This window comes from Paenibacillus sp. J5 (assembly GCF_054955055.1).
This window is the reverse complement of the sequence record NZ_JBUEDD010000009.1, coordinates 41,487-53,834: the sequence shown is the minus strand read 5'-3', so window position 1 is coordinate 53,834 and position 12,348 is coordinate 41,487. Positions and strand designations below refer to the sequence as shown.

Below are 12,348 nucleotides of genomic sequence, written 5' to 3'. Positions count from 1 at the left end.
AGGAATTTGTCAATTTCAGTCGAATGCTATAAATCTGGAAATATCATCCCATAGCTTGGAGGTTATGCCCATGTCAGGCCCCACTAATATCCTGCAATGGACGTTTGTATCCGAATGCCCGGTTCCGCAGGACGTCAACCAACTGCTGGTGGCAGGAGAAACTGCTATCTGTGCATACCAGACCATTCGCGACAGCGCTATATTCACCAATAAGCGCCTGATCGTCCGAGATGCCCAAGGCATAACAGGGCGCAAGGTTGAGATCTATTCCCTTCCCTACTCCTCCATCTACATGTGGTCCACCGAGAATGCAGGTGGCTTCCTCGATGTGAATGCAGAGGTGGAGCTATGGACCAAGGCCGGCCACATCAAGGTCAATCTACGCAAGGGCATCGACATCCGCAAGCTGGATCGGCTGATCGCTGATGCTGTTCTGTAATTCTACAATCGGCCAGCGGCTGACACCACTCTGTAGCTATACGGTCAGCTAATCGCTGACGCTGTCCTGTAAGTCAACAAAAGCGCCGGTTGCGGCGCTTTTCGCTTGATCACAAAGCAGGCCCGCAGCGGTGGGCTGCGCAATCGCGCATCTGTGGTCATAGGTGCGGCCACAGATGCCACCCGCCGAGTCCCCTAATCACTTGAACTGAAAGCCTTGGCTCGTAATAATATCGTACAACTCTGGACGCAGACGCTCTGCACGGAGTCGGGACGCCAGCTCCCCAGACCATGCGGCTTGCTTGCTGCCACCAGTTCGGCTCGCGTAATATTGCGCCAGCGTCTCGTCGTAAGCACGGATATGCTTCACAAGATCCGCCTGATTATAACGCTCCTCATGATATACGGCCTCCATGGCCAGACGGGGTCGCGGAGTAGGCGACTGGTCGGGCTTCCCGATACACATACCGAAGATTGGATATACCAGCTCCGGCAGCTCCAACAGCTCAATGACGCGCCGCATGTCGTTGCGAAGACCGCCGATGAAGACCGTCCCCAGCCCTAGCGCCTCCGCAGCCACCGCGGCGTTCTGAGCCGCTAGCGCCGCGTCCACGGTCGCCACGAGAAAGGTTTCGACATTCTGCGGCACTTGCAGTGTGGCATCGCCAGTATGCAGCCTCACCGCTGCCTGGGCTCGGTGCAGATCCGCGCACCACACCAGAAACAGCGGGCACGCCTCCACATAATGCTGCCCGCCCGCAAGCGCCGCTAGCTGGCGCCGGGTATCTGCCTTGCGAATACTGATTACGCTGTACGCCTGCATATTAGATGAGGTCGATGCCGACTGAGCACTGCCAATAATCTGTGCCAGTTGCTCCTGCGTGACCTCCTCCTGCTTGAAGCGCCTAATGGAGCGGTGAGCCTGCAAGTGCCGGATCATATCATTCATCCTGCTTCCTCCTTCGTTGATCAACTGCCTATCGTATTCAGCCTTCCGCCCGCATGACGCATTCCCTGCTCACTCCTCAGGAAGACGCGCCACAGCAGCGAAGAACACCTCCAGCAGCTCCGTCTGGAACTGAGTCTCTACAAATCTGCTAATGTTGTCCAGCTCCTCCTGGCTGCTATATTCCAGGCATGGCCGCCCTTCGCTCCATAGCACTCGGCATGGGTAAGCCTCCAGCACTCGCTGGATAATATAGTCCTGCTTCAAGGCTTCATTACGTGCCATCCGTGCTCCCTCCTTCCTAACGATGCCCAACCTGCGATTACCGATACGTTTGCCGCGGCATGGCTTGCTCTTCTTCACAAGCCGTCATTGTCAAGCTGTAATAGTCCATCTAAGCGTAGCAATTGCCTCCAGCGACTTCAACCGTTATTGTTATTATATAACGTCTCAATTTCGCCAGTACATGCTACCTGATAAGAGAATAATCATCCATTTAGTCGCGAAGGATGGAGTGTAGCAATGATCGTAGTCCGGTTCGTACCTGTAGTAGACCTTAATCAATTTGTCGAACTAATGACCATATTACCGCAGGCAGGTCAGCCGAACAAGGAGGAGTCGAAGTGAAAGCATTGCAGCAGCTTATCCGTTTTGGTTGGGAGCAGGCGCTATCCTGTCTGTTCCCGGTCGTTATCTTCTCGTCCCTTGCCTTAACGAAGCTTGTGCCGCTGCCGCTTCTGCCGCGCTATGACTGGCTGCTGCTTATTTGTATCGCCATGCAATGGTGGATGCTGCGCTCGGGGCTGGAGACGCGGGATGAATTGAAGGTCATCACCCTATTTCACCTGATCGGTCTGGCGCTCGAAGTGTTCAAGGTGCATATGGGCTCCTGGTCTTATCCGGGGGAAGGGTACTTCAAAATACTAGGCGTGCCGCTCTATAGCGGCTTCATGTACGCAAGCGTAGCCAGTTATCTGTGCCAGGCATGGAGACGGCTGCGGGTCGAGCTAATCCATTGGCCGCCCCAGTGGGCCGTCATCCCGGTTGCCGCGGCGATCTATCTGAATTTCTTCACCCATCATTTCTGGGTGGACATCCGCTGGTTGCTATCTGCCCTCGTCCTCCTCGTCTTCTGGCGGTCATGGGTCGTCTATGAGGTGAACGGCATTCGTTATCGCATGCCACTGTCGCTGTCCTTTGTCCTGATCGGCTTCTTCATCTGGGTAGCCGAAAATATCGCCACCTTCTTCGGTGCCTGGACCTATCCGAATCAGACGGCTACCTGGAGTCTCGTGCACCTGGGCAAGGTCAGCTCCTGGCTGCTGCTGGTCATCGTCAGCTTCCTGATCGTCGCTACGCTCAAGCAGGTGAAGGGGCAGCGGGGGCGGGTGTAGCCCCCGCTCGACACCTTCTCTACGGGATAATGGGAGATGGCCATGAGAACGAGAACCTGCCTCTAACCGCTCACAAGCTCACATGGCGCCCCAATCGCTCCAGCCCGATGTTAGGGCGAACACACCGTAGTTCGGTTGAACAGTAGAAGGGACGTCTCAAAGTCATGAGCGACTTTGAAACGTCCCTGGTTTGTGAAGCGGGTCTGAGTTCGTCTTAGGTTGTCATTTACGGTGTGAATACCGCCTTATGGCTTGTACAGCATCTAGGGCTCAATGCCCCACACCAGTTCGCCACCTTGATAGAGGGTTACCTTGTTCCAGTCTTGATAGGATGTTTTGGTTGGATCGTAGGAATAGTCATTAGTCTCGTCAAAGTTGCTCCAGTCCGTCTTATACATGCGGAGCTGGATGTCCCCAGTTTGTCCACCTGGCTGGATCGAGCCAGCCGCAGCAGTGAAGCTGAGCTCCACATACGTATCGGTGAATGTACGGAGGATGTTGGCGCCGCCAATCTGAGCCCAGTCAATAGCCGAGTCCATCGCTGCGCTACCTTCTTTGGAGAAGTAGTAACGGATTTTCAGATCGCTCAGGTTTACAGCCGTGTTGCCGTTGTTTTTGATATTGAAATACGGTTTGATCTGACTGTCAGTCGCATTCGTATCTCCCGCGCGGTATTGCAGAACCAGATCGCCGCTCGGCGCAACCACACCTTGCGGAGTTGCGGAGGCAGGGGCGGAATTAGCGCTTTCCCCGGCAGCGTTCACAGCACTCACAACATAATGATACGTCGTACCATTGGTCAGACCTATATTCGTATAAGAAGTCCCGCTTACGTTAGCCGCAACAGTTGTGAATGGACCTGCTGCGCTGAGCGCACGCTTCACATTATAGCTCGTTGCCCCCGCGGAAGCCGTCCAGGATAAGCTGACCTGGGCATTACCTGCCAGAGCCGTCAAGGCAGTAGGTGCAGCAGGAGCTGTAGCTCCGGCTACAGGTACAGCACTTTTTACAACCGAATTCGCGCTTTCACCCGCCGCATTCACTGCGCTGACCACATAATAGTAGGTCGTCCCGTTGGTCAGGCCCGTATTGGTGTACGTGGTACCAACTACATTGGCCGCAACGGTTGTAAACGGTCCAGACGCACTCAGTGCACGCTTCACATTATAGCTTGTTGCACCTGTGGAAGCTGTCCAGCTCAGCGATACCTGTGCGTTGCCTGCTGTCGCAGTCAGTGCAGCCGGAGCCGCTGGAGCCGTCGGTGTTCCGCCGCCATTGGAGGCTGGCAGAACAGGGAAGGAATTCTTCACCAGCATGACGAATTGATCATGGAACCAGTGACCTGATACTGGAGCGTTAGGAAGCGCACCTGTCAATACACCATCGCGAGTTGTAAATGTTGGATCACACATCCGGTCGAAGCCCTTGCCTTCATTGTTCGGAATTTCAGAGCTGGAGCCATCGGATTCACCTGGAGGCTTGACCCATACATAGGCATCCAGATGGGCAGGCCCCGGCGCTGCCTTAGGCGCTTCACCCATGCCTGATCCACTGCTGTTACACCAGTTCCCGCGGTGAGTACGGCGATCGACACGCCCGGAATTCACGTAGCTGTTAATATCGCTGCCTGAAGCCGATGTCGGACGGTTTACCCCTCCCCAGCCATTACGGCTGGTATCGATCAGGAAGCCAATGCTGCTCGGCCAGCCTGCTTGTACAAAACCGTTATACAATGCAGCCGTAAAATCCGTTTCGTCGAAATACGGATTCCACTCATAGAACTTGGCCGACCTGATCGGTTGTCCACCAATATTCAGATCTGGATTGGACAGATTCGGCTCATTGAGCGGCGTGGTGTTTGCCGTGTTGGTGATGAAGCCAGCCACACTATTCAGACCGGCTGCAGTTCCTTGAACAATGCTCGTATACTCCGCGATTGCAGCGGTCCGGTTGTTATCCCATCCGAGCCAGCCAGAGTGAGCAATATCCAGGTAGTTGTACACATTCGGAATGGCATGCAGCTTGTCCAGTGCATATTGCACACCCGCTGCGTAGATGCCTGTCGAACTGGCTTGAGCGCAAGCCGGCGTATTGAGGTTCGTGACCAGGTTAGGCAAGCTATCTGGCTCGATGACCGCTATAATACGGATGTCCTGATACTTTGGCTGAGCAAAAATATCAGCTATGACATCGATATAGTCTGTTTTGTAGGTCTGCAATGCGGCTTGAGTCAGCGGTAATTCACCGTTGGAAGCCAGCGCATGGCAGTCACGACCGGGCAGATTATAGATGACGAAGGAAGCCGTGATTGGAACACCAGGTTTCTTTTGCTCCAGAACAGTATCCAGATGCTCCTCGACACTTTTGCGTCCTGCATTGTTCGCCCCGCCATAGATAGCGGCAATCCGGTCAATCCAGACTGCTGTAGGGTAAGATTTAACCGTTTCCATTTGTGCCTTTAACGTTGCATCACTGGTTAACGCAATGGATGTATCGACAAGAGCGGCATAGTCCGGGTTCAGATACGCTGTAGCTCCGACGAATGGATTATCGACACGCGCTTCCGCAGCCAGGGCTCCTGGGCCCATGCCTGACAGAATTCCTGTCGCAAGCAGCGTTGCTGCGAGTAATTGCTTGATACCTTTGCGGAAAGTTTTACCGCCTTTGAGTTTGTTTTTCTGATTCGTCTTCATAAATCCACCTTTCCTTTGATTAGTTAGTATCAAATACTTGTAATGGATCCTCCATACGGCATACAGGCGCACACCGAAGAGAATCGTCAGATTCGTTGTGGATATAACCTCCAAGTCAGTTGAATACGCTTGCAGAAAAGAGACTGATCACTTTAAAGCTTCTTAATGAAAAGAATGGATGACTGAATATGCGAAAATCGGTTTTCTCAGATGAGGGATAAAGCTGTGGGTAAATGCGGGTGGTCATCGTGCTCAAGCTTTAATACCTATAACCATACAATATGGGGAAGCGCTTACTGATTGTGGTTTAAAATGGCTTACCCTCGCTAGACTTCACTTCGCGTGTTCACCTCCTTATAAGCCATTATACTTTATGGATATATTACTGTAAATTGGATAATTTAAAATTAATTATATTTAATGTAATTAAATATGAAGGAATTCGACAAGTCGCCCTCTCATGCCGATACGCGGCCACAGCCACAGCTTAGTCCTGAGCTCATCTGTACCGTTTAATTAGACAGTGACAGTTTAGCCTCCGCTGGCACCACTCAAGCGTAGACGGCTGTCGCTGTTCTTGACAGGCAAGGCTCGGCTCGCGTAGATATAGAAGAACATATAAGGCGGGACACACTCTTACCTACCTAAAAACCGCAAGCCTTAGGGATGGCATCCCTTGCGCTTGCGGTTTCTCATAAAGAGCGGAGCCTTCAGCTACCTTAAATTAAGGGTGGCCTTATCCTTATTTTTTTCCAGCCTTAGAATCAAGCTATCCTGGGATTCCGCTACTGTGTCTGGAACCTCCATAACAACAAACCCAGACTTCGAAGATAGAGGCTTAATACTTTCTTTGCTAAGGTCTTGATCAATCATCGTAATCGTATATTTATACTCATACTTATCCTTGAAGATCGCCTTCATTCCCACGCCTCTAGCCATTGCCGTGAATGTCAATTCAAGTTTGGCGGAACACGATGCCCTGTAGCTTGCTCAAAACCATACGCTATTTGGATTAATATAGGTTCACTGAACGCAGTACCAACAAAGGATATCCCCTGCGGCCCTTTGGTTGTGTAACCTCCCGGAGCAATTATCCCGCTTGTGGCATATCCTCCAGGAACGGTTATGATGGGATAGCCCGCTCTTGCGGCAAGATCAGCTCCTCCCTCGTTTCCGAGGAACATTAGTGCATCCAATCGATGCTTATTCAAGGCATGATCTATTCCATTTTTTCGAGCCATCTCCACATTCCGCGTTAAACTATTCAAATATTCTGCTTCCTTCAAGGTACCACTTGTTTCTTCCGACCAGATTAATGTGCCTTGTCCGTATTTCAATGCTCTGTGTGCATGTGCTTCGTTGAAAGAAATTACTTCCTCCAATGAATGGACTGGGACTTCTTCAGGTAATTGAGCCAGGTATTTGTTGAGGGCATATTTAAATTCATATCGTAGTACATTCGCATCCCATTCTGTGTTCTCACACGGTAGGCTTACGGCATCAACAATGGTCGCCCCCTCGTTCTTCAATGCTGTTATAGCATCTTCAACGATTTTAAGCCTTGCTTCATCCAAACCTTCATAATAAAATCTGGGAATCCCTATTCTTGCTTGCCTCAAAAAGCTGTTATCCAAAAATTGAGTATATTCTTGGTATCCATGATTTATCCCTAAGGCATCGGCGTCCTGTTCGTTCACATGAACTAAAGCACCTAAAATAATTGCAGCATCTGTCACTGTTCTTGCTATGGGGCCCGCTGAGTCTTGGCTAAAGGTAATGGGGATGATTCCAGTCTGACTAACCAAACCAACCGTCGGTTTAATGCCTACAACCCCATTCTGACAGGCAGGGCTAATAATCGAACCCGTTGTTTCCGTTCCGATCGCTGCCGCCCCAAGATTCGCCGCAACAGCCGCGGCTGAACCTGAGCTTGAGCCACCAACAAATAATTCCCCCGCTCCATACGGATTTAACACCAAGCCGCCTCTAGAACTATACCCTGCCCACATTTCATTCGACATAAAGTTTGCCCACTCGGTCATATTGGTTTTCCCGAGCAGGACAGCACCGGCAGCACGAAGCTGGGCAGCCACAGTTGAATCCTCTATGGCAATCGAGTTCTCCAATGCGATAGAGCCTGCACTCGTATGCATGCAGTCATGTGTAGCAATATTATCCTTGAGGAGTATAGGAATTCCGTGTAGATACCCTCTAGCTCCTTTCACCCTTCTCTCTATATCTAAAGCTTTAGCTATCTCAACAGCCTCTGGATTGATCTCCAAGATGGAATTGATTTTTGTATCGAATTCACCAATTCTTTCCAGATATACATTTACTAAATCCTCAGAGCTTATATTCCCCGACTCCATAGCTTCTTGCATGCTTGGTATGTCCGCTTCTATGATCCAACTTGCAATATCCATATCATCATCCTTCACCATCCGAATATTCTACACTAATAGTAAGAGGCAAGAAGGACTTCTCCACAGTATGCAGATTGGAGAACTCGTCCATCTTAGACCGCTGTGAGCGGGATCTGTGTGACCGTGGTAGGTATGAAAAAGCCACCAACCAGAAGGTTGAAGGCGATCCCCTGACCCCTATGAATTATCGATCTACAGAAAACTCTGTTAATATCCTTGCTGTATCATCCATAGAATGAATTCCTTTGGCGATATCTACAATAAACTCAACGGCATATTCGCGTTCCATTTTTAAATGTTTACCGTTAATCATCAGAAATGATTTAGTAACCAAATAGGCTGTACGTTTATTACCATTGTGGAAGCAATGATTCTTGACCAGAGACTCAAGCAGAGCGGCAGCTTTTTCAAATAATTCAGGATAAGCATCTTTCCCGAATATAGTTTGTTGCGGTCTATGTACCGCAGATTCCAGCAGGCCGTGATCCTTCACTCCTGACTGATCTGCGTCGTTCATTTTTCGCATCATAAAATAGTGGGCTGAAATAACCTCTTCTTTAGTCAGGAATATATTCATCTTATCGGTCCCTTAGGTCCTCAAGAATACCTTCATCTTCTTGAAACACGTCAAAAAAAGCTTCAAGCACCTCTGGTCTTATATGATCAGGGAGCTGAGTTTGCTGAACCTTTTTCAAGACCACTTCGCCGCGATCATTTTCCACAAATTCAATCTCATCACCTTGGGAGATGCTTAGCTTTTCAGTTAAACCTTTGGGCAAGCTCACTCCAAGACTGTTACCCATTCGACCTACTTTACGAGCATATCGCATACCATTCGAATTATCCTTTGTCACCTTGACCACACCATTCATTGTTTGTTCTCCTCTCTATGAGTATATTCCGCATCCCGCAGGTTATACCTTATAACTGTAATAACTTTTATTACGTATATACATATTCTACCCTATTGATCTATAAATATAAAGCAAAAACACCATCCTCATGCGATGGTGCTCATGGTGGTGGAGGCGAACCGTGGGTGTGCAAAACCACAATTCTCCGTTAATATTTACATCCAAATAGCCTGACCTAAAACACTTTTGAATCGTTCCAATGATTTTTCTCCTATACCATCAATTCTTAATATCTCTTCGTCAGATGCTTCGGCTAGTTTCCCTACCGAATTGTACCCATGGTCTTTGAGAATTTCCAATTTATTGTCTGTAATTCCATATGGGAACATATCCGACTTTTTTAATTTTTCTATCGGGAGTTCGAGGATTGATAAGTTTTTATCTTCTGGTATTTCTGGCCAATCAATAAATGATAACACACTGTTTTGTGAAAACTGTACGTCCTCACCTTCTCGTTTACTCCATTGATCAAATAACTCTTTTGTTAATCTTGTTCCTGGTATTACCTCGAGCAGATTACATAAGTTTAAAACAAATCTTGTTCCCCTCCCACCTGATTTCATCCCTCGGGAGACTTCTCTTCTAGCAATAAAACCAGTATACTCCAGTATCTCTAACGCTTTATCTACTCTATTCACAATATTTCTGTGAATGATACAAGAGGTCACATTTTTCGCCCCACAATGTTGATATAATATTTCAGCCAAGTTTTCAGAGGGTTCAATTAATGCTTCATATATGCCAATTTTCAATCTTATTTCATCAATCATTGGCCAATAGTAATCGCGACTTAATTCCAACATTACCTCTGATAGAATGGGAAACCCTATAGTTTTCTCTGTATTCAGAAGTATTGAGCATGCTTTAACATAAGATCGTACATTACCAACAACTGATTGTCCTAAAAAGGAGGCTACTTCCTTGACATTAATTGAAAAGTTCTTTTCATTGAGTTCTTCCTGAAAACGTGATTGCATTACCATATAAAAGAACTGATCAAAATCTTCTTGGTCTTCTCTTCGGGAAATTTCAACAACTGTAGCATCATTATAGATATCAAATCGGTTTCCAAAACGAGTAACTCCTGGGTATATTGCCGCTTTACAAGAAACATTGCTGCTTGAAAGCGTTCTGAACACATCAAAAAATTCTTCCAGAGCTGCTTCCCTACCGATATGTGCCGCATCATCAAAAAACAAAACTATTCTTTTGCTTACGTGCTCTGATAGTCTTACTAATTCTTTATGCACTTCATAAACTTCTGGTTCCGAAGCAAAATTAAAGTTATATTTTTGATATGACTCTTTGCTGATTTTGTCAATTAAAATACGTAGTAGTTCAACTTCATACTGCTTTCCTCGAGTTCTTAATAAAGGGAGGTGTCTCAGACTTAAATATATCCCAACAGCACTAGAGCCTAAACCGTTTTCGTTCAATCTCCTATTAGCTTCACGCATTAAAGCACTTTTGCCTGTACCTCTTCCACCTTTTAATAAGACTGGCCCATGGGCCATAAGCTTTTTTATAATATGTTCTTCATAACTCATAAAATGATGATATTTGATAAATTCTTCTGTTGAAAAATCTTCTGATGCCAATATTAAATTTACGAGTCCATTATCTTGCGCCATGCTCGTACCATCTCCTCAACTTCCAAATATAAATCAAGTGCCCCCTCTTTAGGCAGAGAGGAAGACATCAATCCACCAAAATGACTAACTAGACCTAAATCTGAAATTGTCTTTAACATCCTTAAAACAAAATCCTGTACCGTAGTTGCATCATATACACTATCAGTATTAACTAAAAATTCATAGTGTACTCCTTTTGAAAATGCTGAGAAAAGCTTTCCAGCCTCTGTTTTAGTCATTTCGAAGAACTGCATTTCATCTTTTACTTCTAGCTCATCTTTCCAGTCACTAGGTTTAGAAATAGTATACGAAGGTATAAAGTCTATAACATTCAAAAATCCAGGTTTCCAAAACAACTCTCCAAAATAATTACTAAGTAACGCCCTGTCATATTCGCTGGTCTTAACTTCGGGATTCCAAATATCATTTCTAGGTTTAGTTGTAGCTAAAATATCACCTGACCATTGCAACGCAACGTTAGATCTTTTTGTGACATCGTAGTTTGCTGATGATTGGACCTTATAAACTATTAAAACACGGAAAGGATCTAGTCTTGCAAGCAATGCAGTTCCGGCTGCTTCAAAAATAGTTCTTGCATAAAACGGTGCTAACTCCCTCTCATCTTCATCTAATAAATCAACACTAAGTAGCTTTCTAATGAATTTACTTATTGTTATATTAAGTTTATTTAGGACACTATTAATCTCAATATTAATATCTTCTTGTTGACCACATAATAAATATCCTAAGGGATGCAACGCCACACTCATGTTAGATGCTCCTCCACTTTTACATACTTTTCCCATAAAACTAACTATATCAATAAATAATATCAGCTTCAACAAGATGCGTAGCATATTTTAACATGTGACCGTACAAGACTTGTAAGATTACCGGGCTTCGACGCGAGTACATCGTGAATTATCTGCGGCTCAGCACCAAGAAAAGATTTTTAAAGATGAAGCCATTCTGCTTCTCGCTAAGCAAGCGAAGAAGAATGAGCCTTATAAGAATCAAAGAAACAAGTCTACACATGAATCTAGGCTACACGAAGAAGCAGGTTTGGCACTTCTGTAGAAGCTGGAAAGCATGGAACAGCAGAAAGCGTCGATTGAGCATAAAGTCACTCAACATTAAGAAGCAGTCGTTACATAGGATATGCTAAAATAACTGGTTCTAGCGCTTAAACATCATGTAGCCGGACAGAACATCTTCAAAGTTAAGATGTTCATTTGTAGCTATGTAAAGTTATAATGAGCATGTAAAGCATATTCCGAAGCTGAACGATGAGGAAAGCAAAAATCCACAACCTCGTGCGGTTGTGGATTTGCATGGTGGAGGCGAGGGGAGTCGAACCCCTGTCCGAAGACAACGCCACAAAGGCTTCTACGGGTGTAGTCACAGTTTTGATGTCACCTGGCCGAACGCCCCGTAACCGGCTTTCGATCAGGTCAGCCTGATTATCTTCTTCAGCACACCCCAGGCGGAGATGTGACAGCGTATCCCACTAAAGTTGGGCCCTCATCCCGGTACATGGGCGATACAGAGCGAGAGCACGCGAGCAGGTTATTAAGCTGCTACAGCGTAAGTTGGTTGTTGTTTGCCATTTAATTGGCTTTAGCGTTGATGAAGCGGACGCGTCCCCACTACCCGCAACCCTTGCTCGTACTATCCCCGTCGAATCCAAAAAACGCCCCCGAATGAATAAGCGCTTAGATCGGACAGTATCCATCCGCAGCCCTGTGCCTGCACAAGACTACCGATCAAGTACACCGAGTCGCTGCATATAAAGCCAGAGCGTCACCAACTAACCCGCTCCTGCTGTCTGTAACCTAGTATAACACATCTTCCGCCGCTGCGTCTGTATTGATTACTGGGACGATTAGCGACCAATGGAAGCCTGCCATAT

General features: G+C 47.0%; 10 protein-coding genes and 1 other RNA gene. 2 read left to right on the top strand and 9 right to left on the bottom strand.

Annotated features, from left to right (window positions below; all coding sequences use genetic code 11):
- The first annotated feature begins 70 nt into the window (after positions 1-70).
- Entirely contained in the window at positions 71-439 is a 369-nt protein-coding gene (locus ACY1JZ_RS17075) for a PH domain-containing protein (protein ID WP_270167650.1), read from the top strand.
- A gap of 198 nt (positions 440-637) precedes the next feature.
- On the opposite strand, the gene nfsA is transcribed toward ACY1JZ_RS17075, so the two are convergent.
- Together nfsA and ACY1JZ_RS17065 are read right to left on the bottom strand one after the other, a co-directional pair.
- Complete coding sequence (gene nfsA, locus ACY1JZ_RS17070; RefSeq protein ID WP_462630232.1) at positions 638-1,387, bottom strand: oxygen-insensitive NADPH nitroreductase; 750 nt, start codon at positions 1,385-1,387, stop codon at positions 638-640.
- A gap of 69 nt (positions 1,388-1,456) precedes the next feature.
- Positions 1,457-1,669 (bottom strand): hypothetical protein, encoded by a 213-nt coding sequence (locus ACY1JZ_RS17065; RefSeq protein ID WP_462630231.1) that lies wholly within the window; start codon positions 1,667-1,669, stop codon positions 1,457-1,459.
- A gap of 338 nt (positions 1,670-2,007) precedes the next feature.
- Here ACY1JZ_RS17065 and ACY1JZ_RS17060 point away from each other — a divergent pair, with 338 nt between their 5' ends.
- Complete coding sequence (locus ACY1JZ_RS17060; RefSeq protein WP_462630230.1) at positions 2,008-2,778, top strand: DUF817 domain-containing protein; 771 nt, start codon at positions 2,008-2,010, stop codon at positions 2,776-2,778.
- Between the two features lie 263 nt (positions 2,779-3,041).
- Here the strand turns inward: ACY1JZ_RS17060 and ACY1JZ_RS17055 are convergent, their stop codons facing one another.
- The 7 genes from ACY1JZ_RS17055 to ssrA all read right to left on the bottom strand — a co-directional run bounded on the left by ACY1JZ_RS17055 (position 3,042) and on the right by ssrA (position 12,137).
- Positions 3,042-5,471 carry a glycoside hydrolase family 6 protein gene (locus tag ACY1JZ_RS17055; RefSeq protein ID WP_462630229.1) on the bottom strand — a complete coding sequence of 810 codons (2,430 nt, stop codon included), beginning with the start codon at positions 5,469-5,471 and terminating at the stop codon, positions 3,042-3,044.
- 950 nt (positions 5,472-6,421) lie between these two features.
- Positions 6,422-7,894 (bottom strand): amidase family protein, encoded by a 1,473-nt coding sequence (locus tag ACY1JZ_RS17050; protein ID WP_462630228.1) that lies wholly within the window; start codon positions 7,892-7,894, stop codon positions 6,422-6,424.
- Between the two features lie 184 nt (positions 7,895-8,078).
- Positions 8,079-8,471, bottom strand: a complete 393-nt coding sequence (locus tag ACY1JZ_RS17045; protein ID WP_462630227.1) for a type II toxin-antitoxin system death-on-curing family toxin — start codon at positions 8,469-8,471, stop codon at positions 8,079-8,081.
- 1 nt (position 8,472) lies between these two features.
- Complete coding sequence (locus ACY1JZ_RS17040; protein ID WP_462630226.1) at positions 8,473-8,766, bottom strand: AbrB/MazE/SpoVT family DNA-binding domain-containing protein; 294 nt, start codon at positions 8,764-8,766, stop codon at positions 8,473-8,475.
- 197 nt (positions 8,767-8,963) lie between these two features.
- Positions 8,964-10,439, bottom strand: a complete 1,476-nt coding sequence (locus ACY1JZ_RS17035; RefSeq protein WP_462630225.1) for a hypothetical protein — start codon at positions 10,437-10,439, stop codon at positions 8,964-8,966.
- A complete protein-coding gene (locus tag ACY1JZ_RS17030) occupies positions 10,415-11,209 on the bottom strand; it encodes a hypothetical protein (protein ID WP_462630224.1) in 795 nt (264 codons plus the stop codon). The genes ACY1JZ_RS17035 and ACY1JZ_RS17030 overlap by 25 nt, the downstream gene beginning before the upstream one ends.
- A 562-nt stretch (positions 11,210-11,771) precedes the next feature.
- Positions 11,772-12,137: a transfer-messenger RNA gene (gene ssrA / locus ACY1JZ_RS17025) on the bottom strand.
- Positions 12,138-12,348 lie beyond the last annotated feature (211 nt).

What these genes read in the sequence shown, in the direction of transcription:
- ACY1JZ_RS17075 (WP_270167650.1), top strand. Translation starts at nt 71, where the DNA reads ATGTCAGGCCCCACTAATATCCTGCAATGGACGTTTGTATCCGAATGC.
- nfsA (WP_462630232.1), bottom strand. Translation starts at nt 1,387, where the DNA reads ATGAATGATATGATCCGGCACTTGCAGGCTCACCGCTCCATTAGGCGC.
- ACY1JZ_RS17065 (WP_462630231.1), bottom strand. Translation starts at nt 1,669, where the DNA reads ATGGCACGTAATGAAGCCTTGAAGCAGGACTATATTATCCAGCGAGTG.
- ACY1JZ_RS17055 (WP_462630229.1), bottom strand. Translation starts at nt 5,471, where the DNA reads ATGAAGACGAATCAGAAAAACAAACTCAAAGGCGGTAAAACTTTCCGC.
- ACY1JZ_RS17050 (WP_462630228.1), bottom strand. Translation starts at nt 7,894, where the DNA reads ATGGATATTGCAAGTTGGATCATAGAAGCGGACATACCAAGCATGCAA.
- ACY1JZ_RS17045 (WP_462630227.1), bottom strand. Translation starts at nt 8,471, where the DNA reads ATGAATATATTCCTGACTAAAGAAGAGGTTATTTCAGCCCACTATTTT.
- ACY1JZ_RS17040 (WP_462630226.1), bottom strand. Translation starts at nt 8,766, where the DNA reads ATGAATGGTGTGGTCAAGGTGACAAAGGATAATTCGAATGGTATGCGA.
- ACY1JZ_RS17035 (WP_462630225.1), bottom strand. Translation starts at nt 10,439, where the DNA reads ATGGCGCAAGATAATGGACTCGTAAATTTAATATTGGCATCAGAAGAT.
- ACY1JZ_RS17030 (WP_462630224.1), bottom strand. Translation starts at nt 11,209, where the DNA reads ATGAGTGTGGCGTTGCATCCCTTAGGATATTTATTATGTGGTCAACAA.